This window comes from Secundilactobacillus yichangensis, from assembly GCF_016861565.1.
Lineage (GTDB): Bacteria > Bacillota > Bacilli > Lactobacillales > Lactobacillaceae > Secundilactobacillus > Secundilactobacillus yichangensis.
Genome location: NZ_BOLK01000003.1, coordinates 53,953 through 79,907, shown reverse-complemented (window position 1 = coordinate 79,907; position 25,955 = coordinate 53,953). Strand labels below are relative to the sequence as shown.

Below are 25,955 nucleotides of genomic sequence, written 5' to 3'. Positions count from 1 at the left end.
AAACGGGGGATCTCGGATGTTAGACAATTTATTGAGCGTTATTAAAGCAGAAGGCGTCAGCGAGCAACTGTATCATGGCCTAGTCGGGCTGGAAATTGAAGAGAATCGGGTCAATAAAAAGGGTCAGCTTAGTCGTGAACCGCACCCGCAAATGCTGGGTTCACGCTCGTTTCATCCTTATTTACAGACGGATTTTGCGGAGAGCCAGGGGGAATTAATTACGGATCCCAATCCGAATATCGGCGGCGTTCTGGATCAGTTGGACACGCTTCAGACTGTTTTCTATCGCTCATTACAGGGGGGCGACCAGATTTGGCCATTGAGTATGCCACCACGGGTCAGTAAAGATGATATTGACTATATTACTGCCCATTTTGGCCGACCTGCTTATGCCGACTACCGGGATTATCTCACCAAAAAATACGGTGTCAGCGCGCAACTGCTAACTGGGGTGCACTTGAATTACAGTATTCCGGACCCGGTGATCAACCGGCTATACGCGCATTATGAAGACGAATTTGATCAGGTAACTGATTTTCGGAACGCGCTGTATTTCAGAATGGCACAAAACTTGGTCTTGAACCGCTGGCTGGTGACTTATCTGTTTGGCGCGTCACCGGTGGCAGAAGCTGGCTTCTTTGATCAACTTCCGGAAGACCTCACGCACCCGGTGAGAAGTATTCGCAACAGCCATTATGGCTATGCTAATCTACCAGATGATGGTGTTGACGCAACCATTTACCAGTCGTTACCGCACTTTGTGGATCGCTTAACGGATTTAATTAAGACTAAAAAGCTGTACAGCCAGGCTGAATTTTACGGGCCGGTGCGTCTACGGGGGATGGATAACCTTAACGATATCTCAACTAAGGGGGTTCGCTACCTCGAATTTCGCGGTATTGACACCACGCCTTTCCGTTCAAACGGAATCAGCCGGCACGCGCTTTACTTGATGAAGCTGCTGTTTATTTACGCCCTGGTGACACCCGTGGACGATGATCAAATTGCCGGCCAGTTAAAGCAGGCAGAAGCCGATAATGAGCGGGTGGCACTAGAAGAACCTTCACAAGCCACGTTTAAGGCTGCTGAAGGACAACGGCTTTTCCATCAGCTACATGAACTGGCAGAGGATTTGAATGCTCATACCGAGTTAATTAACGCGATTGACGACTTTGCCGAAGTGGTCAGCCATCCAGAATTGACGCCATCAGCTAAACTGGAAAGTCATTTAGATAAGAATGGCAGCCTGATGAGCTTTGCTAAGCAAAGAGCGACCGATTGGAAGGCAGAACGGGTGGGCACGAATCAGCTGCTGCCAAGAATGTCGCGGCTGTCTGCTAACGCTCAAGAACTTATCTTCCGCGCGGTTCAACTAGGGATCCGTTACTTCGCGGTTCGTGACGAGAATGGCGCCATTATGCTGATGCTGACGTTTAACTCCATCACGCAGGTCATTGAAGCCGACCGAGTTTCCGATGAGCCCGCAACGGAATACTTGAAGCATATGTTTCCAGATCTGCCGTTACCGGACACGGACAATGATCAAGCAATTTAATCACTGATTAGTAAAAAAACTGTTTCTAAGCTCATCACTTAGAAGCAGTTTTTTTGCGACTTACTATTTGGTTTATTTTGCCCGTTTGTGTTGATGATAGTAATAAACGGGAATACCGATCCCCGTTAATACTAGGCCAGTAATCGCTAAGCCAGTCTGCGTCCAAATTGTAACGATCAGAATAAACAAACCACCAAGAATTGCGATGATTGGAATCACTGGATAACCGGGTACTCGGTACGGTCTCGAGAGTTCTGGCTCCCGCTTCCTTAAGATAAACAGGGCGATAAACAGTAGCACGTTAAAGATCCACATGACAAATACCAGCATATCCGTCAGGGTATCAAAGGATCCCATGAACATCATAATGATGGCAACGCCAAGCTGTACTAAGCCAGCAAAGTAAGGCACATAGGTTTTCCGGGATATCAACCGTAACTGTTTACTGAAGGGCAGTGAATCTTCGGTAGCCATGGCGAAAGGGACGCGCATTCCGGTTAGGGTATAGCCGTTGATAGCACCATAAACAGAAACTAGGATGCCGATGGTCACGAGCTTACCACCAATGGAGCCGAAAATCATTTCCGCCGTTTCTGAAGCGGTGTTCAGATTGCCAGCGATGTGGTTGATTGGCATGCTCTTCAAGAAGACAAAGTTGACAATTGCGTAAATGATGGTGATGAAGACCAGTCCCAAAACGATGGCCCGAGGGAGGTCCTTTTCGGGGTGTTTCATTTCACCCGCAACGTTACCAATGCTAATCCAGCCGTCATAGGCAAACATGGTGGCTAATAGGCCACTGCTAAACGCGGTCCAAAAGTTGAGGTGCGGACCAGCAGTGATTGGAACCAGTGAAACAGCCACGTGGGCTTTTGAGAACAGTCCGAAAACGACAATGATAAAAATCGGAATCAGTTTAAAAACCAGCGTGATTGATTGCAAAGCACCGCCAACTCTTGCACCCATAAAGTTAATCAGGGTAATGCTTAAACCGCAGGCAATAGCGATTGGTAAATGCCAAACCAGCGGCAGACTAAAGAGGTTTAAGACTTGGGTAGAGAAGATGATCGACAGTGCTGCAATGTTAGCTGGATAGTAAACTAAAATCAGTGCCCAGCCCATCAGGAAACCGGGGAGTTTGCCATAAGTGTATTCAATGTACTTGATTGCACCGCCAGTTCGCGGAATTGCTGCGGCTAGTTCTGCAACGGATAAGCCGGCACAAATGGTGAGCAGCCCGCCTAAAATCCAGGCAGCCAAGGTCATACTGGCAGAGCCGGTCACTTCGACGACACTGGCGACTTTGAAGAAGACGCCTGCGCCAATAACGGTTCCCATCACGGTTGATAGGGCGGTAAATAAACCGATCTCACGTTTTAATTTTGGTTCACTCAAAATAACTTCCGTCCTTCCAGATTCAATAGCAACCAATTATAGCAAAGAAAAACCCCGGTGACAACGCACCGGGGAAGGGTTTCACATTAGAAATTCATGATAATTATTAGTGGAAAAACATGTTAAGAATCATAACCATGCAGATCCCGACAACTGAGATCACCGTTTCAAGCACCGTCCAAATGGAGAGTGTTTGCTTAACTGTCAAATCAAAGTATTCTCGGAACATCCAGAACCCTGCATCGTTAACGTGTGAAGCGGCTAATGAACCGGCACCGATGGCTAGAACCATCAGGGCAGGATCAACACCGGCAGCTGACATCAACGGTGCCACGATACCAGCTGCGGTCAAAGCAGCCACGGTAGCAGAACCTAGGGCAACCCGGAGAACAACGGCGACCAACCAACCAAGAATCAGCGGACTGATACTTGAATTGGTGAAGATCTTGGCAACTTCATTACCAACACCACCGTCGATCAGCACTTGCTTGAAGGCACCGCCACCACCAATAACTAATAGCAGCATTGCAATTGATTTAACGGCGTTTTCAACGGTTTCCATGATATCCTTAGTCGCCCGTTTACGAGCCCAGCCCATTGACCACATTGCAAACAGCAGTGAAATCAGCATGGCAATGGCGGGATCACCAATGAAGGCAACGAGTTGATCCAGCATTGACGGATTCTTAGTTGGGGTGGTACCACCGTCAACAGTCATCTTATAGATGGTCGTGATGGCCATCAGTATCACTGGGAACAGTGAAGTCAAAACGGATACGCCAAAGCTTGGTTCGTCTTCGGGTGCCATTTCCTTAACTTCACCTAAAGAACTCAGATTACCCTTTTGCTTGAAAGCAGATGGGGCAAATTTTTCGGCTAACTTCGTGAAAAGCGGGCCGGCAATGTAGGCAGCGGGAACGGCAACGATAATACCGAAGAGCAGCACCTTACCATCACTAGCGCCCAAAGCTGCGGCAATGGCAGTTGGTGCTGGGTGAGGCGGTAAGAATCCGTGGGTAACTGACAGCGCGGCTGCCATTGGGATCCCAAGGTACAGAATTGGGACTTCGGCTTCAACGGCAATCGCAAATACGATAGGAACTAACAGAACCATACCAACTTCGAAGAACAAAGCGATACCAATAATGAATGAGGCAAGCATAATAGCTAATTGAAGTCGTTTTCTACCAAATTTGTTGATTAAAGTTGTGGCAATTTTGTGCGCACCACCGGCATCGGCAACTAACCGACCCAGCATGGCACCGAAACCAAAGACCAGTGATAATTCACCTAATTGACTGCCAATACCAGTTTCAATACTGGTAGCAATCTTGGTAAGTGGCATACCAAGAAGAATGGCAGTTAAAGCAGAGGTTAAAATCAGGGATACGAAGGTGTTCATTTTGAATTGAATAATCAAAACTAACAGGAATAGAATCCCGATAACTAAAGCTAGTATTTCCATAGTTAGAAAACCCTTTCAGAAATCGATTTAAGAAAAGTCCCCCTCGAGACAATTCCTAGTGACGAAAAACGAAACCCTTTTTGAAATTTAAAGATGACACCCAAAATTAATTAAAGATCGTTATCAGCTGCTTTTTTCTTAGCATCCTGACTGCGTTGAAAATCGGCAATGGCTTTGTATTCAGTCTGTAAATGCCGACTTAAACGGATATAGATTGGGACCAGTGCCCGGTAAGCTTCGTAGGTTTCGGGGTTGGGATGGTGGACGTTGGTGACGCCAACGAACTTCTTAACTTCGCTGAGATCATCGATTAACCCAAGGCTGTACATGCCAAGAACGGCAGCGCCTAAAGCGGTTCCCTCAACACTTTCTGGAATGGTAACGTCCTGTTCAAAAATATCGGCTAACATTTGACGCCAGAGTGCTGAACGGGCAAAGCCACCGGTGGCCTGGATGCTGACGGGTTTGCCGACAACTTCTTCCAGTGCGATCAGCACGGTGTAGAGGTTATAAACGATACCTTCCAGCGCGGCACGAACCATGTGGGCACGGGTGTGCTTACGGGTCAGGCCGAAGAAGGAACCGCGGGCGTTAGCATCCCAGATTGGTGCCCGTTCGCCGCCAAGAAATGGGTGGAAAATCAGGCCATCAGAACCAGCCGGAATCTTCGAAGCAATTTCAGTTAATAGATCGTAGCTGTCGATCTTCATCTGTTCGGCAGTGATCTTTTCTGGAGCAAATAACTGATCACGGACCCAGCGGAAGACGATACCACCGTTGTTAACTGGTCCGCCAACGACCCATTTATTTGGTGCCAGGTAGTAACAGAAGACCCGTCCCTTAGGATCGATCTTTGGTTTGTCGGTAACGACCCGGACAGCACCGGAAGTTCCGATAGTGACCGCCACAACACCAGGATCAATGGCGTTAACGCCTAAGTTGGCCAGTGGACCATCAGAAGCACCCATCACAAATGGCGTGTCAGGATCGATGCCGATCACCTTAGCGTAATCAGCATTCATTCCTGAAACCGTGTCGGTCGTATCAACTAGTTCTGGTAATTGTTCACGGGAAACGCCGGCCAGTTCCAGGGCCTGATCGTCCCAATCCATTTTGAAAATGTTGAACATCCCAGTCGCGTTAGCGATGGAATAGTCTTCCTTCAAGACACCGAACAGCTTGTAAATCACATACTCTTTGATGCCAACGAACCAGCGGGCCTTATCGAAGAGATCCTTGTGCTCATTACGCAGCCAGATTAATTTGGTAAAGGGAGTCATTGGGTGAATTGGGGTACCGGTTTTCTCATAAATCTGCTTACCAATACCGTTTTCACGCAACTCATCGGCGTACTTCACTGCCCGGTTGTCGGCCCAGGTGATCGCCCGGGTCATTGGTTTATGATCTTTGTCCAGCAAGATCAGACTGTGCATGGCAGCTGAGAAGGAGACACCCTTCAGTTCGCCCGCATTTAAGTTTGCTTTACGTAAAACAGTGGTTAAACCATCAACGATTGCGGAGAAAATCTCATCTGGATCCTCCTCTGCCATATCGGGAACGTCCTGATAAAGCGGATACAAATTATTGGAATAGCCTTGTACTTTGCCGACATTGTCGAACAATACGGTTTTGACACTGGTTGTTCCTATATCAACACCGATCATATAGTCCATTTTTCTATGACTCCCTTTCTAATTTGTCCTGGTAATGTGAGTGTAAGGTACTTTTAAACCGTTTACAAGAATTCACATTTAAAATGAGCTTTTTAATTGAGCCAACCCGTTCATTATATGAAAAAATATTTCACAATTCAAGTGTCTACTAGAAAATTATTTACAAATCAGTGAGTAATGGCTAGAATGTTCGGTAGAAGGTTCATGAGATTCCGTACCAATTTAAATTCTGGGTGGTAAAATATACCAGAATACTATTAAATGCAGGGTTAGAACTTATCTTGTATAGATGGCGTTATGTTAACGGTAGGGTATAATTAGTTGAGTGAGTTTCAATGTAGGAGGCTGTCAATTTGGCACAATCAGCGATTAGTAGCATCAGGTCTTACTATCCCAATTTAAGCAAACTGCATCAAAAAATTGCGGATTATATTTTTGCTCAGCCACAAATGGTAAGTGACTTAACCATTAATGAACTGGCGGAAAAGGTGAGTGTCTCAACCGCGTCAATTTCGCGTTTTGCGAAAGCGGTGGGCTATTCCAGCTTTCGGGAGTTCAGCTTAGACCTGGCAAATATTCCCGCGGACGTTAACCGCAGCAGTATGTTTAAAAAGGTCAAACCGGACGATACCCCAAAAGAAATGGCTGAAAAAACTTTCCAGGCAATGATCGATGCCTTGATCTCGACGCAGTCGCTGCTGCACAACGACGAGTTAGAAGAAATTTCTAACACCATTTTAAAGTGTCACCAGCTGGCTTTCTTTGGACTTGGTGGGTCGTCAGTTGCCGCGTTAGACGGCTACCATAAATTTTTGAGAACTTCTATTAACAGTGAATACTATCCTGATTTTGACGTGCAGCTGATGCAGGCAGCCAAAATGGATGAGCACGACTGTGCCATCATGATTTCCCATTCTGGTGAAAACCAGCAGACGCTGACTGTTTTAAAGCAGCTTCATAATAACCACGTGCCCGTGATCGCCATTACCAGTTATGGCCGTTCCTCGCTGGCGCAGCGGGCGGACATGGTGCTGCTGTCCTTAGCTGATCAGATGTCCACTGCTTCAGATTCGATGTATACCCTGATTGCTCAACTGGCGATGATCGACAGTTTATTCACCATTGTTGCCGTAAAGCTGTCCAACAAGACGGAAACCGTTATGAGCCGGGTCAAGGAAGCTATTGATCAAACCCGGACTTAACTACTTCTTAACTCCGCGACTTTCGCAAAGCATGGTAAAATGAGTACCATAAAGGGACAAGGGATGAGCAGGTGTGAAACGACGACGGATTGAACCCATTTATACAAATACGTACAAACAGTTGCGTAACCGTTCCCGACGATTACGCTTCTTTTCAATTTTGCTGATATTGATTGTGATCATTGGCGGCTGGTTTGGCTATCAGCACTATCGCGACCAGCAGCTACGCCAGTACCCGGTGAAGGGGGTCACGCTGAATCAAGCAAACGGTTTCGTAGATTTTCAGCAGCTAGCGCATCAAGGGTATCAATTTGCCTATCTGCGTGCGACTTCTGGAGCCACTTACACGGATGACCAATTTCAAAGCAACTATGATCGTTCACAGGGGAGCAACCTGGAGATTGGGGTTTATCACGTCTATAGTTACACGACTTCACCGGTGGATCAGCTAAAAAACTTTGAGCAGGAAGTTGACCAGCGCAAGGGTCAGTTGCCAGTCGCTGTTCAAGTCACTACCTATGGCAACTATGATGCCAGGTATTTAGAGGGGGCAAAACCGCGGCAAAAACTGCAGCAGTTTATTTCCCTGGTGCAGCAACGCTATAATAAACGAATTATTATCTGGTGTACGCCAACGGTTTGGCGGGCCCTGGCAGATTCTTCGCTTGGGCGGTATAACAACTGGCTGCAAACCGGCAGCCTGAGCCGTCAGAGTAAGCAGACCGCCTTTATTGAATACAATCAAAACGCAACGGTTAAGTTGAACGGTCAGTCTCAAACGGTGGGAGCTGCCGTGTTTAACGGTTCACAGCACCGGTGGAATACGTGGATCACTAATTAATAACGATATAAAAAACAGCTTTGCTACCTCGTCCATATCGGACGGTTAACAGAGCTGTTTTTAGTTACTTATTCGTGTTGGAAACGATATAGTAAATGACGTCGTCAGCTTCATCAAACATTTTAACTGGCGTATTGTTATCCGCTGTAATCGTGATGTGATAGCCATAATGATCTAATAAGACCAGCGTGTCTTCACTCAATGAAACAACTTTACAGGGAATCGTGCGGTGATCGATACTGATTGTCAAATCGGGCCCGATGACCAGCGAATGAGTTCTGGCGGTTTCTGAATGCCGCAGTTTCCACGAACCAATAAAAATCATCGGCGAACAATCAGGGTTATCAGCGGCGTGCTTAGATAACCGTTGAGAAGACCGCATAAAATTTTGCAATTTTGCTCGACTTGACTGGATAAAGTCTTTTGCGTTCATCATATGGCCTCCTCACTCTTATTCTGAACTAATTTTAACATGTCTATAAGTTAATTCCTTGTTCTTTAACTTAATTTTAAAAATAAAACAGAGTTCTAATTATCATTTGAGTTCGGAACTGCTATCATGGAGTTAAAAGCAGAAAGAGGGGCGTTTTTAATGATAAACTTTGGCATCATCGGTACTAACTGGATTACTCAGCAATTCGTGGAGGCTGCTCAAACTTCTGGATTGTACCAGTTAACCGGAGTCTATTCAAGACACCAGGATACTGCAAACCAATTTAGTCAGAAAAACGGCGGTGCGGCAACCTATACTGACCTGGACCAATTCTTTGAAAAAGGTCAGTTCGACACGGTCTATATTGCATCACCCAACAGTTTACATTTCGAACAGGCACAACAGGCTATTGAGGCTGGAAAAAACATTATTGTTGAGAAGCCGGCTTTTGAAAATCAGGCACAGATGGAGCGAATTCAAGAATTACTCAAGCAGCACCCGGAACTGCACTATTTCGAAGCTGCTCGCAACATTCACACGCCGAACTTTCACGCCATTGAAGCGCAGCTAAAGAAGATGCCAGTGGTTCAGGGCGCGAACTTTACTTATATGAAGTACAGTTCGCGGTATGATCAAGTTCTTGAGGGTAAGGAACCCAATGTCTTTTCACTGAAGTTTGCTGGCGGGGCACTGCAAGATCTCGGCGTTTACCCGCTCTATGATGCTATTGCACTGTTTGGGATGCCGAATGAGTTCAACTACTTCCCAGAGTTTATTCAGACCGGTGTCGATGGCAAAGGGGTCGCTATCTTGCAGTATGGTGAATTTAACGTCACTTTGAACTTCGGTAAAACGACTAATTCGTATATGTCGTCTGAAATATATGGTTTGAAGGATACCATTGAGATCGATGATGCGGGTGAACTTGGTGAAGTGAACTACTTTGATTCAACTGGCAAGAAAACGCAAATCAGCGAACCCGTTACTGAAAACGTGATGCTGCCCGAAGTGCGTGACTTTGCTCGAGTGCTTAACGAACCTGGGAACATCCAGTATCAAACCGATTATCTGCGGTGGCTGAATCTGAGTGTCCAGGTCAACAAAATGCTGTTTAACCTACGTCAGTCTGGTAAGATTGTTTTTTACGATGAACGTGACAACTAACGAGAAATGAGGGGATCCCATTATGATTCCACAATTTAAAAATCAATTTGAAAAGTTAGGCTTTGATGAATTATCACCGATTCAGTCAGCAGTTTATGAGCCATTGAAGAATGGCGACAGCGTGCTGGGACTAGCACCAACCGGTTCTGGGAAAACGCTGGGATTTGTTGTGCCAGTGCTTGAACGTTTGGCTCCAGGCCAGGGAATTCAGGCAGTTATCATTGCGCCGTCACAGGAACTAGCCATGCAGTTAACCCACGTCACCCGCAGCTTTGCGACTTTAGTGGGCATGCAAGTAACTTCAATTACAGGTGGTGCTAACGTTAAGCGGCAGCTGGAACAGCTCAAAAAGCACCCCGAAATTGTGATTGGGACACCGGGTCGAATCCTGAATTTGATTGAAGACCGGAAACTTAAAACCCATGATGTTCAAACGGTGATCGTGGATGAAGCGGATGATTTGCTGGAGGGTGAAACCTTTGATGCCGTTCGGACAATTTTGCAAAACGTGCCGTCCGAAGTTCAAATGGGCTTCTTCTCAGCAACCGAAACACCAATTCTAGAAGAATTGCAAAAGTGGTTTGGGACACCGGTAACCCGAGTGGATGTTCGCAATATTGACCATACTCAGGGTGAAGTCCGTCACGGCATGCTAGAGGTTTCAAACCTGAAAAAAGCTGGTATGCTGGGAAAATTAACTTCCGTTAAGCAGTTTAAGGCGCTGGTATTCTTTAATCACGTGGGTGCTTTACAGCAAACTAAGAGCTGGCTCATGCATCACCACGTGCCGGTGGCAACGTTATCGGCTAATCAGCGTCAGACGGAACGGCAAAAAGCCTTGACTGACTTTCGGTTAGGTCGAGTTAAATTGCTGTTATCCACCGATGTCGCTGCTCGTGGTCTGGATATCGCTAAGCTGCCAGCAGTGGTTAACTTCGATTTACCAGATAGCGCCATCAGCTACACCCACCGGGTTGGCCGAACTGGCCGAATGGGTGAGCCGGGACAAGTGGTCAACTTTGGTGACGACCACGATCTTCGGGACTTAAAGCGGATGCTGAAGGATACTAACTATGACCTGGTGTCCGTTTACTATCAGGATCACCAGTTAAGTACCAAGCGCCCTGTTCAGCAATCATTTGATGCGGATCAGACGGATGCACCTGAGGCTAAAGTTGCCGGCGAAGTGCGCACGGATCCTACGGCGATGCAGCCAGCAAGCCGGAAACCAAGGGTTAAGGCGTCTCTGCCGCAACCAATGAAGAAAAAGAAGGGGCACAACAAGCATTCTAAGCGTAAAGGGATGCGTCATAAGCGCGAAGAACAGGCCGATTAAAGCGTAAAAAATAACCTGATCTGCAGTCAATTTTCACTGCAGATCAGGTTATTTTAGTTGTCGCATGACCCCACCCGGACTCGAACCGGGATCAGCCGCTTAGGAGGCGGGTGCCCTATCCAGTTGTGCTATGGGGCCAAAAAGCACACTGAACATTTTCTCATGGATTAAGCACGTTGTAAAGGATAGTTCAGTTTAACCATTAGTTGGTTCAGCAATAACTAGCACGTTTGTCAGAGCGTTACGGACGACGGCAGCGGTAGTAGAACCCACCAATAGCCGGTCGATAGCGTCAGTACCTGATTTACCCATGACAATTAGATCAACGTCGTGGCTTTCAGGATATTCAACGGCGATCACCTGCTTCGGACTGCCATGAAGAATTTCCGTTTTAGCGGTCACACCAGCGTCATCAGCCATCTTTTGGCCTTCAGCTAAAATCGCCGTTGCGCGGTCGTTTAATTCTTTGTAATAACCGCCAGTATTAGCGATACCAGTTCCGGTAACCGTGTAGATCAGCCGTTTATCGTCAGCGACGTTAACGATGGTCAGTTCAGCATTAAACTGCTTAACCAGCTTTAGCGCTTCAGAAAGTGCTAACTTAGAATTATGACTGCCATCAAGCGGAACAACAATATGATTGTACATATTATCAACTCTCTTCTGAATTTTATTACTAAGTATGATTAGCTTAAGTCCATTGTGAAACATTTTGAAAGTGGTTTCAAGTCCTTTGTGCATTTGGTTATGAAAGCTTCTTTGAATTGATTTCACATCAAATTAAACACCAACAGCACGGCCAAACGGCTTTCTCAGTCCGGTTAGTTATGATATAGTTTTAGTGACAGAAAATGAGGGATCAACTTTGGATAAATTAGACTTTTATAAACACCACATCGAAAATTCACTGATTGATATCATGAATACCCGGGCGCAGGATAATAATTTTGAACGGCAATGGCTGCAGTTACACATTCCTAACCGGGATTTGCAGTATGCCATTTCACAGTTATCAACGTTAAGCTTAAAGTTACTGCAGCAAGTCGTTGCTTTAGCGCCGGTATCCGAGGATCAATTAGTGGAAGCAATGGACCTCAGCTTTGGGGTGATTGCCAAGAACATGAATAAGCTCTCGCGTTTGGGCTTTGTCGTTAAAGCCTCACCAGAACAGCGCAAAGCGGTTTACCAGCCGACTAAAGTTGGGACTAAAGTGGTCGCCGTTCAAAATCAGCTGAGCGAACTGCTGGATAAGCAGCATCGAGAACTAGTCGACCGGTATACGCCGGAACAGTTGAGCTTAATTGCAGCGTTCCTGCAAGATCTGCAGCATAGTCATTAACGCGGCTATTAAAATAACCTGAGCAACCAGTCAAGAAGCTGGTTGCTCAGGTTATTTTATTTTTTGAAGATGATCCACTTGGAGAAGAAGTAATTCAGGATCACCACAATGACGTTATCAATGATTTTGACGATCAGCGGATTGCCAGAAAGTAGTGAGATTCCCACAAACATGATCAGTTGGTCGACTACTAATGACAGCAGCCGGAAGAAAAAGAAGGTCAGCGTTTCCCACAAAAAGGTCCGCCAAGCCATCGACTTGGAGTTGAAGACCCAAAGCTTATTGGTAATAAAAGCAAAAATCACGGAAGCTAACCACGCCAGTACGTTGGCGATTTGGTAATTCATGTGGAGGTTTAGCCAGCCGAACACACCGATGTTGATCAGGGTGGTTAAACCACCAAAAAACAGGTAGCTAATGACTGACTCATATTTTTTAAATAAGTTCCATAGGGTATGCATATTAGATTCCTTGCTCTACTTTTTTTCTTGGACAATGTATTTTGGCCGGTGCTTGGTTTCCAGATAAATCTTTCCAATGTACTCACCTAAAATACCGAGGCTGAACAGCTGAATACCGCCCAGGAAGAGGATAATTGAAACGATTGAAGCCCAGCCGGCAACTGCATGGCCCACCGTTAAAGCGCGGACGATGACAAAAATAAAGCCGCAGATTGCAACCACACAAGAAAGCCCACCGATCCAAGTGGCAATTTTCAATGGTGCGTCTGAAAAGTCCACGATACCATCAATGGCATAGTTGACCAGCTGCATGAATGACCAGTGCGATTTACCGGCCGCCCGGGGCTGACTTTCGTACTTAAGGTAGGTGGTTTTGTAGCCAACCCAAGCAAAGATGCCCTTTGAAAAACGGTTATATTCAGGCAAAGAGGTGATTGTATCGACCATTTTGCGGGTCATTAAACGGTAATCACGGGCGTTAGGTTCGATCCGAACTTGTGATACGGCGTCAATCACGTTATAGAAACGGGCTGACAGGAAAGCGCGAATCCGGCCTTGACCGCGGCGTTGCTTTTGAATAGTGCCAACGCAGTCATAGCCGTCATTTTCAATTAAATCAATCATTTTCGGTAATAATTCCGGTGGATCTTGTAAATCAACGTCCATGACGGCAACTAAATCACCAGTGGAGGCGTCTAGTCCGCAGGCAAGCGCGGATTCTTTGCCGAAGTTACGGGAAAACGAGAGGTAGTGAACGGTTTCGGGGTGTTTTTTTTGCAGATCCTTTAAGATTGGCAATGTTTTATCGCTAGAGCCGTCGTTAACGAACAGGTATTCCGGCTGATAACGTTCAGTTTTTTCGTTAATTGAAGCAAACACTTTTGCTACAGCATCATAAAAAATATTGATCGATTCTTCCTCGTTGTAACAAGGTACGATCAGGCTGAGGGTACGCATAAATAGATAACCTTCCCTTCTTAGGCTTAAGTCCTATAATAGGACAAATAGAATTAAGAACAAAGTTAAAATTGATTAAGTTTTGTAAACGGTTTGTTTCAAAAGTGAAAAATTAATCAGAATTGTATCTCCTGAACAAGGGTTCTGGTACAATTATAGGCGTTGATTCAATATCAGATTAATCATACAGAAATGACAATTCATAACCTGGGAGTATTTAAAATGACTAAACCAATTAAAGTAATGACAGTGTTCGGTACCCGGCCAGAAGCCATTAAAATGGCACCGATCGTATTAAGAATGCAACGCGATACAGATCATTTTACACCTATTACAGTTGTGACGGCCCAACACCGGGAGATGTTAGACCAAGTTTTAGACATTTTTAAAATTAAACCGGATTATGACCTGAATATTATGAAACCAAACCAGACATTGGCACAGATCACCAGTCGGGTATTGATTCACTTGGATAGCGTGATCGATGAAGCCCAGCCTGATATTATCCTGGTTCACGGCGACACCACCACGACTTTCGCGGCCAGTGTCAGTGCCTTTTACCACCAAATTCCACTGGGACACGTGGAAGCCGGGCTACGGACCTGGGATAAGTATTCGCCATACCCAGAAGAAATGAACCGTCAGCTCACCGATATCTTAAGTGATTACTACTTTGCGCCAACGTCTCTGAGCCGGGAAAATCTGCTCAAGCAGAACCATCCTGACGACCGGATTTTTATCACTGGGAATACCGCCATCGACGCCCTTCAGCAAACGGTGGATGAAAACTATCACCACGCTGTTTTGGATCAAATCGATGATCAGCACCGAATTATTTTACTGACCATGCACCGCCGTGAGAACCAAGGCGAGCCCATGAAACGGGTGTTTGATGCCATTCGCAAAGTAGTCGCCGCGTACCCTGACGTTGAACTGGTTTATCCGGTGCACCTGAGTCCAGCCGTGCAAAAGGTTGCTCAGGCTGAACTGGGTGACGTGGACCGGATCCACTTAATTGAACCGCTGGACGTGGTGGACTTCCATAATTTAGCTGCCCGCAGCTATCTGATCATGACTGATTCCGGCGGGGTTCAAGAAGAAGCACCTTCGCTGGGTAAGCCCGTACTGGTATTAAGGGATGAAACCGAACGGCCAGAAGGCGTTAAGGCTGGGACGTTAAAACTAGTTGGCACGGATCCGAAGGTGGTTACGGCGGCCATGGAAACGCTGCTGACGGATGAACGGGCATACCGCCGAATGGCTGATGCCAAAAATCCATACGGTGATGGTCACGCTTCAGAACGCATTTTAAAAGCGATTCAAGACCACCAGCAGCAACTGTGAGGTTAAATCATGCAAACAGGATTTAAAGAATTCGTTAAGCAGCTTATTCATCGCTTTTCCCAAGCCAATATCAATGATTCGGCGGCGGTACTGTCGTACTATATGCTGCTTTCCATTTTCCCAATCATGCTGATTGCCGGGAACTTGATTTCGTTTTTACACTTTGATACGAACGGTGTGCTGAGATATATTGAGCCGGTTTTGCCGGACGCGGTCTATCAAACGCTGGCGCCGATTATTCGTTCCTTTCTGGAGCAGGGGAGTACCGGCACTCTGTCGTTCGGAATCATTGTCACTATCTGGTCGGCTGGACGTGCCGTATCGGCCTTTCAGCGCAGTATTAACCTAGCCTATGGTATCGAACAGCCTAACGCAATTATTAGCCGTTTCTTTTCGTTTATTTTGATTATTCTCGTTATTATTTCAATTGTAGCGATTGCCATTCTGTTTAGTTTAAGCGAATGGCTGGGGAGATACCTTAAACCATGGCTGAATATCTCAAATCACCTGACTGATTTTATTGGCAGCTTAAGGTGGCCAATTTCGTTTCTGGTCATCTTTTTACTCAGTGGCCTGCTGTACATGGTAGTCCCTTCAGCTAAAGTCAAGTTACGCTACGTCTGGATCGGTGCTTTCATCACCACAGCTGGCTGGTTAGTGCTTGCCCAGGGATTTTCAATTTATATTCGTTATTTTGCCCGTAACATTACCGGTTATCAAACGCTTGGAACGTTCATTATTTTACTGATTTGGATGAATATTTCCGGGATTATTCTCTTAGCGGGCGGTGTTCTTAACGCCACGGTTCAAGAGTGGCGGCAAGGTGAGATCGAAGAACTGGATATTATGCAAAACATCGTTGATCAAGCGAGGGTGACCCACCATAAACGGCAAACAAAAAGAAGGTCAGCTTCCAACGGAAAAAAGAAGCGGCCTTCTGGTAAGAAAAAATAACTATTTAGCTTTATCGACTAACTTTTCGGCAAAGGCGTCCAGCGTTTCAATGTCCTTTTCTTCGGGTTCCAAGTTGATTTTGACATTGTCAGCACCCTGTGTTGCACCAGCGGCTTGGAGCTTCTTGCCATAGGCGTCTACCGCGACACAGAAATCATCGCCGTAGAAGGTATCGCCAGATCCGGCAACACCGTAAACTTTACCGGATAGATCAACGTCTTCCAGGTCATCGTAGAAGTCCATGCCTTCTTCAGGCAGTTCGCCTTCGTCGTAAGTGTACGGGCAAACCACGCAAATATCGACGTCTTCAAAGGAGTCCGCGTCAGTTTGAGAAATTTCTGATTCCGTGACGTTGACGCCTAATTGTTCTAATTTTTCAGTAATAATATCGGCAATATCTTCGTTATTACCGGTGATGGTTGCAAACACAACGTGTGCAGTTGCCATGAAAGTCGCCCCTATTCTTAAGTATGAATTGTCTTCAGTATATCAAAGTCGTAAGGGAGTGTGAAATGACTTGGCAGAAGATTCGACAACTAAATTGCAAATTACCAAAATTGAAGCTCAAAAACGGGCGGGCCGTTATAACGTGTACGTGAATGGTCACTACGCCTTTCCCGTCAGTGAAGATGTTTTGATTCGTTATCGGCTGCTGAAAGGGACTGAACTGACTTCGGACATGATCAAAACGCTGGAGTCCGCGGATGATCAGTCTAAAGCATACGAATTAGCGCTGAACTACCTGTCCTACCAGCAGCGAACCGAAAAGGAACTCAGTGATTATTTAGTAAAAAAGGAAATCCCAGAAACTACGATTGCGCCCGTAATGGCTCGGCTGATCGAAGATAATTTACTCGATGATAGCCACTATGCACATAGTTACGTGCGAACCATGAAGCGGACTAGCGATAAGGGACCCACCGTGATTCGCCGTCAGCTAAAACAGCGCGGTGTGAAAGATGAACTGATTGACAGCGCGTTAGCAGAAGATTATCAGCCGGATGAACAATTGGAGCGGTTAAGTGAACTCGTTGCAAAGCTAAAGCGGCAATATCAGAAGCTGACACCGAAAATTCAGCGGCAAAAGGTTCAGCAACGACTGGTTGAAAAGGGCTTTTCCTTTGATTTAGTGGGGCAGGCACTGGCGGAAACCAGTTTTGAAATGGATAGTGAAACCGAACAGGACTTGCTGGCAACACAAGCTGAAAAGCTTTGGCGCCGTTACCATACCAAAGCACCGCGGGAGCGGCAGTTAAAAATTCGCCAGGCCCTCTATCGAAAAGGGTTCGATGGCGATTTAATTTCAAAGTGGCTGGAACAGAAGGCAGAAGAGGAGTCCTAGCGAGTTTAGTCATTGTGTTGGTGAATTGGGTTTGCTATAATGAAAGGCGAATTTAATTAATCATACCCGACACTTTGGAAAGTAGGGTTTAATATGGCGCGCGAAGCTAGAGGACCTAAGGAAGGCGACTTCATTACGATCAAAAGCTATAAGCACGACGGCAGTTTGCATCGAACTTGGCGCGATACGATGGTACTTAAAACAAGCGAAAATGCCCTCATCGGCTGCAATGACCACACACTGGTGATTGAAGACGACGGGCGGCGATGGGTTACTCGTGAACCGGCGATTGTTTATTTTCATAAACACTATTGGTTTAATGTTGTTGCAATGATTCGGGATAATGGGGTTTCTTATTATTGTAATCTTGCAACACCCTATGTCTTAGATAAAGAGGCATTAAAGTATATAGATTATGATTTGGACGTCAAGGTTTTTCCTGATGGTGAAAAACGGTTGCTGGATATTGACGAGTACGAGATGTTTAGTCGCCGTTGGCAGTATCCGCCTGAAATTGACAAGATTTTGAAAGCGAACGTTCTGATTTTGGTCGACTGGATCAATAATCGCAAGGGTCCGTTTTCGAAGGAATACGTCGATCTATGGTACTCACGCTATCTCGAACTTTCCCGTCACAAGTAATGGGGTCGCTTAAATAAAAGCGAGGTTGGCAAAACGAGCTGACCTCGCTTTTTGTGTGTGATAGAATAGTGACAATTAAGATGGAAGAAAGGGGGCAATGATATGTTCAATCAATTGCAGCGGTCAAAATTACTTTTCTGGTCGCTGGAAATTTTGGTCGTAGCTACTCTGATTTGGGTCTGCACCAAGTTGGGCTTCCTCTTTGCTCCCATTGGCACGTTCTTTCGGACGGTGTTCATGCCGATCTTATTGGCTGGAATCTTGTACTATATGCTGAATCCAATCGTTAAGCTGCTGCAAAAAGTTAAAATTGGCCGTTTCCGTTTAAACCGGACTTGGTCGGTGGCGGTTTTATTTCTAGCCCTGTTTGGGATATTGGCTGGCGGATTGTTCTGGCTGGTACCAAGACTGATTCAGCAGGTGGCCACCCTGGTAAACAACGTACCCCATATTGTGCGGATGGTTCAGGGCATGCTGAATAATTTAAACCAGCATCTCAGTCATTATGAATGGTTGAAAAACGTCGATTTTCAGTCCTATGCCTCGCAGTTAGAACACGGGCTTTCTAATTACGCCAAGACCTTTATGACTGGTTTAACGAATAGCGTGGGTACCGTGATTGGCATGGCAACCAGCGTGACGATCGTTGCAGTAACCGTTCCGGTAATGTTATTTTACATGTTGAAGGATGGGCAAAAGCTGATGCCGGCACTGCAACGGCTGTTACCACCTAAACACGCTGGTCAGACCATGGATATCCTGTCACAAATGAGTCGGACACTGTCAAGCTACATTGGCGGGCAAGTGATTGAGTGCCTCTTCGTTATGACCTTTACTTCGATTGGCTTCACCTTGGTAGGATTGAAGTACGGTTTACTGCTGGGAATCTTTGCGGGAATGTGCAACATTATTCCCTACGTTGGACCGTACATCGGGGTTCTGCCGGCAGTAATCGTTGCCATTGGCAGCGGTTTAGTTGAAGTGATTTCGGTTCTTATCGTCACCGTGATCGTTCAGCAAATCGACGGCAACTTTGTCTACCCCAATGTGATCGGCCGGACGCTGAAAATTCACCCGCTGACGATCATCGTGATTTTGATGGTAGCTGGCAACATTGCCGGGCTCATGGGCATGATTTTAGGGGTGCCGCTGTACGCGGTGGTTAAAGTCATCGTTGAAAACATTTACCACATCTGGCAGCTGCAAAGTGAACAGCGGGGTGAAAGTAAGACCCACCCGCCGTCAGAAACTTAAATGATTACTTAAATCAGGCGATAATTACTTGATGGGCAGTTTGTTTGTGTTAGAATTTATGATATTATAGTCGAGTTAGGAAATCCGATTTAAATTCATAGTTAAGCGGGAGATTTAAATGAAAAAAGTAATTACGTATGGAACCTTTGATTTATTGCACAAGGGACATGTACGACTCTTAAAGCGAGCAGCAGCTCTTGGTGATCATCTGACCGTTTGTTTGTCATCAGATGAATTTAACGCGGTTAAGGGTAAGAAAGCATATACGTCCTATGAAGACCGTAAATATATTCTGGAAGCTATCCGTTACGTTGATGAAGTTATCCCTGAAAAGAACTGGGATCAAAAGATTAAAGATGTTCAGGAAAACAACATCGATATCTTTGTGATGGGTGACGACTGGAAGGGTAAGTTTGACTTCTTGAAGGATTACTGCCAAGTTATCTACCTACCCCGGACAGAAGGCATTTCAACCACTAAGATCAAGGAAGATCTAGGTCTAAAAGCCGGAGTTGACTGGAAAGAATAATCAGTTGAATGTAACGACAAATATCCCCAGTTGCGACTAGGGATATTTTATTGCAATTTAAAGTGAGGTTAATGTTGTCATGAAACAAGCAATTTTTTGGGTCACATCTTTGGCTGGATTAAGAAAGCTGACCTTTAAACAAAAGGTAAAATCGCTGATGAATGATCAGGTTCAGGTGACCATCATCCTTGCGATGATCAAGTTTGATGATTATGAGGGCGCCCGCCGTCTAATTGCAGCACTCTTTCAAAGAAGTGTGCTAGATCAGCTCAACATCGTTTCACTGGTTGATTTAATGGCTGACGAACCGGGAATTGAGGTGGCTGCTGAAGAACAGTTCAACACCGATTTTGAAACGCTGCCGTCACACCGGTTTGACGCTGCTGACGCAAGTAAGCAGACAACGGTACGCTACATTAAAGATGGCGAGATCGTGGCGGAAACCCGTGAAGATGTTAACCAAAACCCACTGTCAAAGACCCGGTTTAATGACCATCAGCCGGTTCAATCAGCCGTTTACGAAGCTGGTGAGCAGTTTGGAATTATGAGTTATCACGACGGTGAATTAGCACAGGCGTTACTGCTGAACCAAAAAGGTCAGTTAGCAACCCGGTTCATTCGGCATACTCAGCCCGTTAGTTTTGTTTATACGATGGGGCGGACTTCTAAGTTAGCGTTCACGGAGCTGGTTTCTGAAACGGATAAGGAACAGCACGTGATTTATCAGGATTCAGAAGTTCAGTCATACTATGAAGTGGTCAGTTATCAAAACTACGACCGGTTTGACAGTGTCTATTCATTCTATGCCAGCTTACTGGAGAAGGTCGTTGGCGCTGATTCCGGTTTATTTATCGATCTCAATGACAATCCGAACTTGGCACCATACTTACCTCAACAGTTGATCTTTAATTACTAAGGAGAGTCGTTACTCGTGCGTGCAATATTATCTGGTTTACACCAAAAAAAGAAAAAGCAAGAATTAGAATTTGAATTAATTGACGTTCCCGGCTCTTTTGATAATTTAAGAGTGATGTTTTTGGAAACGAGCAGTTTAGCGTCAGTGACCGTGCCAGTTCGGCGGATCGTTGATAATAACCTGATTCGGATTCAAATTGATCCTGATCAGCTGCAGTTTGAGGCCTTTGGTCAAAGCGAGTTTGCCTGGCAATTATTCTTAGCCTTTAATACGGCGGACGAACAGGTCATTTTACAGGTTGAATCCGAATATTTGAGTGACCGTCACCAGTTATCTTTGACCAGTTACTATCAAGTTAACTCGGATGCTGAGGGGATGGCTGTCTTTAATATCCACACCCAGCAGCCTGAAGATGAATTTACCATTAACTCCGTTAACTTAACGGAAGACCAATTAAGCATTACCGGCTATAACCGGATCAACGGGCAGGCCATTAAGAATCAGAAAATTATTTTAAAAACCCGTGAATCTGGCGGTAAATTAGCTTATCCGACTTCCGCAGGGACGCTTAAGACACTGTTCACTGCTAATATTCCACTGAGCGATCTGCCAACTGATTCAATTGAAGACCTCTTCGTTGAGTATACGGTGGGCACCCAAGAAATCGAGCAGCGGATCATTTTGACCCGCTCACTGGAAGGTCAGATGACGCAGGCAATTTTACCTGGCGGCCGGATGGTATTAATTGAAAAAAATATCAATAACGGTATCGTTATCAAGGAATTCCCAGCACCGTCTTTGGGCGAAAAAGTCGCCGCGTTACCGCAAAAGTTCCAGGCAGTGGCAGACCTTGGCCGCACGATTCAGGACAAGCTTAACCTGCAAAGAATGCGCTGGTTATTCAAATCTGGTCACCGGCCATACGAACAGCCAACCATCGTGTTTGAAAGCTTTGGCGGCCGGCAGGTCAGTGATAGCCCGTACGCCATTTACCGCTTATTCAATGAACTGTATCCAGGCTTTACCTTTGTCTGGTCAATTGACCGGTCATTGAAGAAGTTCTGTAAGCAAAATCAGATTCCGTTTGTGGTTCGGCGGACATCCAAGTGGGTGCGGACATTGGAGAAGAGTTCCTACTGGATCAGTAACGCCCGGTTCCCAGCTTGGGTCAAGAAGCCGTCTTACGTGACTTACATCCAAACTTGGCACGGCACGCCGCTGAAGAAGTTAGGCTTGGACATCGAAAACGTTGCGATGCCTGGTACCACGACCACCAAGTATCACGATAATTTCGTGAAGGAAGCTAACCGCTGGGACGCTTTGATTTCGCCCAACGATTACTCCACACAGATCTTCCGTTCAGCCTTTGGGTTTAATAACCAGATCTTAAAGGTCGGTTACCCACGAAATGACGAATTGATCAATACGGATCCTGACGACATTAGGGCACTGAAGGAGCAAATGGGGATTCCACTGGATAAAAAAGTGGTCCTGTACGCGCCAACCTACCGTGATAATCAATTTGCCGAAAAGGGGAAGTACACCTTTGAACTGCCGTTTAGTCTGGATGATTTCAGAAAGCAGTTTGGTTCGGATACCGTGCTGATTTTACGGATGCATTATCTGATTGCCAACGCTATGGATATTAGCGACTATACCGATTTCGTTTACGATTTCTCTAGCCACCCTAATATTTCTGACCTGTATCTGGTTTCAGACATGCTGATCACCGACTACTCGTCCGTCTTCTTCGATTACGCTTACCTGAAGCGGCCAATTCTCTTCTATCCATATGATTATCATTTGTATAAAGATGAGTTGCGTGGCTTCTACCTTGATTATGAAAAGGACCTTCCAGGACAAATTGCGCATAACGAAAGCCAGCTGCTGGCCGGTATTTCCGATTGCCTCAAACACCCTGATATGAGTGACGACACAAAGTTTATGAAATTCTATAATCGCTTCTGCTCCATCGATGACGGCCTTAGTTCACTTAAAGTGGTCAACTACGTGGTTCATCAGATTGAAAAGAACGGTTAATGTCAATTCTGGAAAGGAATAGTACTATGACATTATCACAAGACGTGGCAAATCGACGCACGTTTGCTATCATCTCTCACCCTGATGCGGGTAAAACGACCATTACTGAACAGCTGCTGCTGTTTGGTGGCGTTGTGCGTCAAGCCGGGACGGTTAAAGCTAAGAAGAGCGGTAATTTCGCCAAATCCGACTGGATGGAGATCGAACAAAAACGTGGGATCTCCGTTACCAGTTCAGTGATGCAGTTTGACTATGAGGGCAAACGGATCAATATTTTGGACACCCCCGGACACGAAGACTTTTCTGAAGATACTTACCGGACTTTGATGGCGGTTGACTCCGCTGTCATGGTGATCGATTCTGCAAAGGGGATCGAACCGCAAACTAAAAAACTGTTTAAAATTTGTAAGATGCGTGGCATTCCGATCTTCACCTTCATGAACAAGTTGGACCGGGATTCCCGCGACCCCATGGATCTGATCTCTGAACTTGAAGACGTTCTTGGTATCGAAGGTTATCCAATGAACTGGCCTATCGGTATGGGGAAGGAATTAAAGGGCCTCTATGACCGTTATGACAACCGGGTGGCGCTATTCCACCCGAAAGATGACGGCACGACATATCTGCCACTGGACGAAAACGGCGATATTGATGACTCTGAACCACTGAAAACCAACTCCTGGTACGAAGATGCAAGGGAGAACATGGAACTGATTGAAGATGCTGGTAACCAGTTTGATGAAGCCAAGATTGCCAGCGGCGATCAAACGCCGGTGTTCTTCGGTTCAGCCTTGGCTAATTTTGGGGTCAAAACCTTCCTGGAGACTTATTTGAAGTTCGCACCGCAACCGGCAGCCCATCGGACTGAAGAGGGCGATGACGTGGAACCAACGGATAAAGAATTCTCTGGCTTCGTCTTCAAGATTCAAGCCAACATGGACCCTAAGCACCGTGACCGGATCGCCTTCGTGCGAGTTTGTTCCGGCCTGTTCCAACGTGGCATGGATGTCACGTTGGGACGGACGGGTAAAACCATGCGCCTTTCCAATGTGACTGAATTCATGGCGGATACCCGTGAAAAGGTGGAAACCGCGGTGGCCGGGGATATTATCGGCCTTTACGATACGGGTAACTACCAAATCGGGGATACCATTTATACTGGTAAACAGAAGCTGCAATTTGAAAAGCTGCCGCAATTTACTCCTGAACTGTTTGTACGGGTCACGGCTAAGAACGTGATGAAGCAAAAATCATTCCATAAGGGAATTCAGCAACTAGTTCAAGAAGGTGCCATTCAGCTTTATACCTCGTATACCACTGGTGATTATATCTTGGGTGCGGTTGGACAGCTGCAATTTGAAGTCTTCCAGTTCCGAATGAAGAACGAATATAATTCCGATGTTGTGATGGAGCCAATGGGGCATAAGATTGCCCGTTGGATCGATCCAGAACAGCTGGACGAACGGATGTCATCCAGCCGTAACTTGCTGGTTAAGGATTTAGCTGGCGAGCCGCTGTTCCTGTTTGAAAACCAGTTTGCAGAGCGTTGGTTTGCGGATAAGTATCCTGATGTCAAATTAACTTCAAAATTATAAAAAATAAAACCTGACTATCAGCCATTGACTGATAATCAGGTTTTTTGTCGTATGAGTTGTTTAGTACTTATTAAGCGTGAACTTTAGCTAGCTTTTCCTGTGCAGCTTGTCCCAGAATATTCAAATAGTTGAACGGCCGGTCGAAGTTTGGCTGGAATAGCATGTCCACCATGGCGAGATCGTCAATGGTGTTGTGGTTTTGGATGCAAACCGATAATAAGTTTGCGGACTGTGAAATATCGTATTTGCTCATCAAGGCACCACCCAAGATTTCCCGGGTGTCGGGATTGAAGACCAAAGACATGGTAACGGGCAGTGTAGTTGGCATGAATTCAGGACGGTAGTTATCCGTGATGATCACCTGTTCAGCGTTAATGCCTTGTCCCTTGGCTGCCTCGTAGGTTAACCCAGTTGAGCACAGTGAGATACCGTACAGGGCTAAGCCAGATGATGACTGTGTCCCCATGTACTTCACCGTAGGATTCACGATGTTCTTACCCACTAAGATTCCTTGACGGACTGCGTTGGTCGCCAGCGGAATATAGGCATTTTTACCCGTTGGATTGTAGTGAACGGCAGCACTGTCGCCGGCCGCAAAGATATCGGGGTCACTGGTTTGCATGTAATCGTTAGTAATGATGGCGCCGTTCTTGGCCATTTCAACTTTACCGGCTAAGAGGTCGGTGTTAGGACGGAAGCCAATGCACAGCACGGCTAAATCAACGTCGATGGCTTCTTTATCGGTAGTGATCGTGACGCCATCAGCAGTTGTGTCAAAGCCCTGCACTTTTTGATTCAGTGCCAATTGTACGTTATGAGCGCGGTATTCGTCTTCAATTTTATCCGTAAAGGCACTGTCAAAGTACTTTGGCATGACCCGATCCTGAGCGTCGATCAAGGTGACGTCATGGCCTTTCAGTGAGTAAGCTTCGGCTAGTTCGGCACCAATGTAGCCGGCACCGATAACGGCGATTCGTTTGGCGTCAGCTGCCCGGTGGAAGAGTTCTTGAGCGTGCGCCCAGTTCTTGCACAGCAGCACTTTGTCGCTGTTGATGCCCGGAATTGGTGGGATTACCGGCCATGAACCAGAAGTCATCACTAATTTGTCATAACTACTGGTTGTTACTTCATGGGTTTCCAGGTCTTCCACCGTAATAGTGTGCGCCTGGTTATCGATTGCTTGAACGTTATGTTTCATCAAAACTGTTGCTCCGAGTTTTGACAGTTCGTCTGGGTTAGAGTAGAAGAGTCCTTGAGGATCCTTTACTTGACCGCCTAAGTATAGTGCAATCCCGCACGAGAGAAATGAGATCACATCGTTCTTTTCGTAAACGGTTACTTCAGCGTCTGGGTTCTCCGCTAAAATCTCTTTAGTAGCAAACGTACCGGCGTGGGTACAGCCAATCACTGCAACTTTCATAAAAATGTCCTCCTATGTTAAAACATTTAATTAAACATGATTGCTCACAATTGTATTTTACACTAATTAAATTGATTGTCAATATCTTCACAATAGAA

The 25,955-nt window shown here is 45.9% G+C and carries 24 protein-coding genes and 1 tRNA gene; 15 read left to right on the top strand and 10 right to left on the bottom strand.

Translation table 11 applies throughout. The features are described from left to right. Positions 1-16: 16 nt before the first annotated feature. Entirely contained in the window at positions 17-1,555 is a 1,539-nt protein-coding gene (locus JUE95_RS03610; protein ID WP_203649258.1) for a gamma-glutamylcysteine synthetase, read from the top strand. 72 nt (positions 1,556-1,627) lie between these two features. Here the strand turns inward: JUE95_RS03610 and JUE95_RS03605 are convergent, their stop codons facing one another. From JUE95_RS03605 to gntK, 3 genes are all read right to left on the bottom strand, one after another. Further along, the gene (locus JUE95_RS03605; RefSeq protein ID WP_203649256.1) at positions 1,628-2,950 is read right to left on the bottom strand and encodes an APC family permease; all 1,323 of its coding nucleotides are present in this window, start codon (positions 2,948-2,950) and stop codon (positions 1,628-1,630) included. Between the two features lie 106 nt (positions 2,951-3,056). Next, positions 3,057-4,415 carry a gluconate:H+ symporter gene (locus JUE95_RS03600; protein ID WP_203649255.1) on the bottom strand — a complete coding sequence of 453 codons (1,359 nt, stop codon included), beginning with the start codon at positions 4,413-4,415 and terminating at the stop codon, positions 3,057-3,059. Positions 4,416-4,525: 110 nt separating this feature from the next. Continuing rightward, on the bottom strand, positions 4,526-6,088 hold the full coding sequence (gntK, locus tag JUE95_RS03595) for a gluconokinase (protein ID WP_203649254.1): 1,563 nt from the start codon (positions 6,086-6,088) through the stop codon (positions 4,526-4,528). Positions 6,089-6,441: 353 nt separating this feature from the next. On the opposite strand from gntK, the gene JUE95_RS03590 reads away from it, so the two are divergent. Both JUE95_RS03590 and JUE95_RS03585 read left to right on the top strand, forming a co-directional pair. Next, a complete protein-coding gene (locus JUE95_RS03590; RefSeq protein ID WP_235995162.1) occupies positions 6,442-7,290 on the top strand; it encodes a MurR/RpiR family transcriptional regulator in 849 nt (282 codons plus the stop codon). Between the two features lie 73 nt (positions 7,291-7,363). Next, positions 7,364-8,131, top strand: a complete 768-nt coding sequence (locus tag JUE95_RS03585) for a GH25 family lysozyme (RefSeq protein WP_203649253.1) — start codon at positions 7,364-7,366, stop codon at positions 8,129-8,131. Between the two features lie 64 nt (positions 8,132-8,195). Here the strand turns inward: JUE95_RS03585 and JUE95_RS03580 are convergent, their stop codons facing one another. Beyond that, positions 8,196-8,564, bottom strand: coding sequence for a DUF4828 domain-containing protein (locus JUE95_RS03580; protein WP_203649252.1), 369 nt, complete (start codon positions 8,562-8,564; stop codon positions 8,196-8,198). 159 nt (positions 8,565-8,723) lie between these two features. Between JUE95_RS03580 and JUE95_RS03575 the strand changes: the two genes are divergently transcribed. After that, a complete protein-coding gene (locus tag JUE95_RS03575) occupies positions 8,724-9,728 on the top strand; it encodes a Gfo/Idh/MocA family protein (protein WP_203649251.1) in 1,005 nt (334 codons plus the stop codon). Between the two features lie 22 nt (positions 9,729-9,750). Further along, on the top strand, positions 9,751-11,064 hold the full coding sequence (locus JUE95_RS03570; protein ID WP_203649250.1) for a DEAD/DEAH box helicase: 1,314 nt from the start codon (positions 9,751-9,753) through the stop codon (positions 11,062-11,064). 65 nt (positions 11,065-11,129) lie between these two features. On the opposite strand, the gene JUE95_RS03565 is transcribed toward JUE95_RS03570, so the two are convergent. Both JUE95_RS03565 and JUE95_RS03560 read right to left on the bottom strand, forming a co-directional pair. Then, positions 11,130-11,202 (bottom strand) — tRNA-Arg (locus tag JUE95_RS03565). Positions 11,203-11,259: 57 nt separating this feature from the next. Continuing rightward, positions 11,260-11,712, bottom strand: a complete 453-nt coding sequence (locus tag JUE95_RS03560) for a universal stress protein (protein WP_203649249.1) — start codon at positions 11,710-11,712, stop codon at positions 11,260-11,262. Positions 11,713-11,929: 217 nt separating this feature from the next. Between JUE95_RS03560 and JUE95_RS03555 the strand changes: the two genes are divergently transcribed. Further along, positions 11,930-12,403, top strand: coding sequence for a hypothetical protein (locus JUE95_RS03555; protein WP_203649248.1), 474 nt, complete (start codon positions 11,930-11,932; stop codon positions 12,401-12,403). A gap of 56 nt (positions 12,404-12,459) precedes the next feature. Here the strand turns inward: JUE95_RS03555 and JUE95_RS03550 are convergent, their stop codons facing one another. Beyond that, a complete protein-coding gene (locus tag JUE95_RS03550; RefSeq protein WP_203649246.1) occupies positions 12,460-12,864 on the bottom strand; it encodes a GtrA family protein in 405 nt (134 codons plus the stop codon). 15 nt (positions 12,865-12,879) lie between these two features. Further along, positions 12,880-13,821, bottom strand: a complete 942-nt coding sequence (locus tag JUE95_RS03545; protein WP_203649245.1) for a glycosyltransferase family 2 protein — start codon at positions 13,819-13,821, stop codon at positions 12,880-12,882. Between the two features lie 222 nt (positions 13,822-14,043). Here JUE95_RS03545 and wecB point away from each other — a divergent pair, with 222 nt between their 5' ends. Continuing rightward, entirely contained in the window at positions 14,044-15,165 is a 1,122-nt protein-coding gene (gene wecB / locus JUE95_RS03540; protein ID WP_203649243.1) for a non-hydrolyzing UDP-N-acetylglucosamine 2-epimerase, read from the top strand. A gap of 9 nt (positions 15,166-15,174) precedes the next feature. Then, positions 15,175-16,119 carry a YihY/virulence factor BrkB family protein gene (locus JUE95_RS03535; RefSeq protein WP_203649242.1) on the top strand — a complete coding sequence of 315 codons (945 nt, stop codon included), beginning with the start codon at positions 15,175-15,177 and terminating at the stop codon, positions 16,117-16,119. Here JUE95_RS03535 and JUE95_RS03530 read toward each other — a convergent pair whose 3' ends face one another. Next, positions 16,120-16,566 (bottom strand): flavodoxin, encoded by a 447-nt coding sequence (locus JUE95_RS03530; RefSeq protein ID WP_203649240.1) that lies wholly within the window; start codon positions 16,564-16,566, stop codon positions 16,120-16,122. Positions 16,567-16,636: 70 nt separating this feature from the next. On the opposite strand from JUE95_RS03530, the gene recX reads away from it, so the two are divergent. The 7 genes from recX (at position 16,637) to JUE95_RS03495 (ending at position 24,437) form a co-directional block, all read left to right on the top strand. After that, the gene (gene recX / locus JUE95_RS03525; RefSeq protein ID WP_235995161.1) at positions 16,637-17,461 is read left to right on the top strand and encodes a recombination regulator RecX; all 825 of its coding nucleotides are present in this window, start codon (positions 16,637-16,639) and stop codon (positions 17,459-17,461) included. Between the two features lie 93 nt (positions 17,462-17,554). Further along, positions 17,555-18,103, top strand: a complete 549-nt coding sequence (ntdP, locus tag JUE95_RS03520; RefSeq protein WP_203649238.1) for a nucleoside tri-diphosphate phosphatase — start codon at positions 17,555-17,557, stop codon at positions 18,101-18,103. Positions 18,104-18,205: 102 nt separating this feature from the next. Then, positions 18,206-19,357: an AI-2E family transporter gene (locus tag JUE95_RS03515; protein ID WP_203649236.1), complete on the top strand. Its 1,152-nt coding sequence runs from the start codon at positions 18,206-18,208 to the stop codon at positions 19,355-19,357. Positions 19,358-19,475: 118 nt separating this feature from the next. Then, positions 19,476-19,886, top strand: coding sequence for a glycerol-3-phosphate cytidylyltransferase (tagD, locus tag JUE95_RS03510; protein WP_203649234.1), 411 nt, complete (start codon positions 19,476-19,478; stop codon positions 19,884-19,886). A 79-nt stretch (positions 19,887-19,965) separates the two neighbouring features. Next, the gene (locus JUE95_RS03505; RefSeq protein ID WP_203649232.1) at positions 19,966-20,802 is read left to right on the top strand and encodes a hypothetical protein; all 837 of its coding nucleotides are present in this window, start codon (positions 19,966-19,968) and stop codon (positions 20,800-20,802) included. A 15-nt stretch (positions 20,803-20,817) separates the two neighbouring features. Next, positions 20,818-22,842 carry a CDP-glycerol glycerophosphotransferase family protein gene (locus JUE95_RS03500; RefSeq protein WP_203649230.1) on the top strand — a complete coding sequence of 675 codons (2,025 nt, stop codon included), beginning with the start codon at positions 20,818-20,820 and terminating at the stop codon, positions 22,840-22,842. Positions 22,843-22,868: 26 nt separating this feature from the next. Beyond that, entirely contained in the window at positions 22,869-24,437 is a 1,569-nt protein-coding gene (locus JUE95_RS03495) for a peptide chain release factor 3 (RefSeq protein ID WP_203649228.1), read from the top strand. Between the two features lie 70 nt (positions 24,438-24,507). Here JUE95_RS03495 and JUE95_RS03490 read toward each other — a convergent pair whose 3' ends face one another. After that, positions 24,508-25,857 (bottom strand): FAD-dependent oxidoreductase, encoded by a 1,350-nt coding sequence (locus tag JUE95_RS03490; protein WP_203649226.1) that lies wholly within the window; start codon positions 25,855-25,857, stop codon positions 24,508-24,510. Positions 25,858-25,955 lie beyond the last annotated feature (98 nt).

What these genes read in the sequence shown, in the direction of transcription:
- ntdP (WP_203649238.1), top strand. Translation starts at nt 17,555, where the DNA reads ATGGCGCGCGAAGCTAGAGGACCTAAGGAAGGCGACTTCATTACGATC.
- JUE95_RS03550 (WP_203649246.1), bottom strand. Translation starts at nt 12,864, where the DNA reads ATGCATACCCTATGGAACTTATTTAAAAAATATGAGTCAGTCATTAGC.
- JUE95_RS03515 (WP_203649236.1), top strand. Translation starts at nt 18,206, where the DNA reads ATGTTCAATCAATTGCAGCGGTCAAAATTACTTTTCTGGTCGCTGGAA.
- JUE95_RS03600 (WP_203649255.1), bottom strand. Translation starts at nt 4,415, where the DNA reads ATGGAAATACTAGCTTTAGTTATCGGGATTCTATTCCTGTTAGTTTTG.
- JUE95_RS03560 (WP_203649249.1), bottom strand. Translation starts at nt 11,712, where the DNA reads ATGTACAATCATATTGTTGTTCCGCTTGATGGCAGTCATAATTCTAAG.
- JUE95_RS03580 (WP_203649252.1), bottom strand. Translation starts at nt 8,564, where the DNA reads ATGAACGCAAAAGACTTTATCCAGTCAAGTCGAGCAAAATTGCAAAAT.
- JUE95_RS03535 (WP_203649242.1), top strand. Translation starts at nt 15,175, where the DNA reads ATGCAAACAGGATTTAAAGAATTCGTTAAGCAGCTTATTCATCGCTTT.
- JUE95_RS03610 (WP_203649258.1), top strand. Translation starts at nt 17, where the DNA reads ATGTTAGACAATTTATTGAGCGTTATTAAAGCAGAAGGCGTCAGCGAG.
- JUE95_RS03495 (WP_203649228.1), top strand. Translation starts at nt 22,869, where the DNA reads ATGACATTATCACAAGACGTGGCAAATCGACGCACGTTTGCTATCATC.
- tagD (WP_203649234.1), top strand. Translation starts at nt 19,476, where the DNA reads ATGAAAAAAGTAATTACGTATGGAACCTTTGATTTATTGCACAAGGGA.
- JUE95_RS03490 (WP_203649226.1), bottom strand. Translation starts at nt 25,857, where the DNA reads ATGAAAGTTGCAGTGATTGGCTGTACCCACGCCGGTACGTTTGCTACT.
- JUE95_RS03570 (WP_203649250.1), top strand. Translation starts at nt 9,751, where the DNA reads ATGATTCCACAATTTAAAAATCAATTTGAAAAGTTAGGCTTTGATGAA.
- JUE95_RS03505 (WP_203649232.1), top strand. Translation starts at nt 19,966, where the DNA reads ATGAAACAAGCAATTTTTTGGGTCACATCTTTGGCTGGATTAAGAAAG.
- JUE95_RS03545 (WP_203649245.1), bottom strand. Translation starts at nt 13,821, where the DNA reads ATGCGTACCCTCAGCCTGATCGTACCTTGTTACAACGAGGAAGAATCG.
- JUE95_RS03530 (WP_203649240.1), bottom strand. Translation starts at nt 16,566, where the DNA reads ATGGCAACTGCACACGTTGTGTTTGCAACCATCACCGGTAATAACGAA.
- wecB (WP_203649243.1), top strand. Translation starts at nt 14,044, where the DNA reads ATGACTAAACCAATTAAAGTAATGACAGTGTTCGGTACCCGGCCAGAA.
- gntK (WP_203649254.1), bottom strand. Translation starts at nt 6,088, where the DNA reads ATGGACTATATGATCGGTGTTGATATAGGAACAACCAGTGTCAAAACC.
- JUE95_RS03575 (WP_203649251.1), top strand. Translation starts at nt 8,724, where the DNA reads ATGATAAACTTTGGCATCATCGGTACTAACTGGATTACTCAGCAATTC.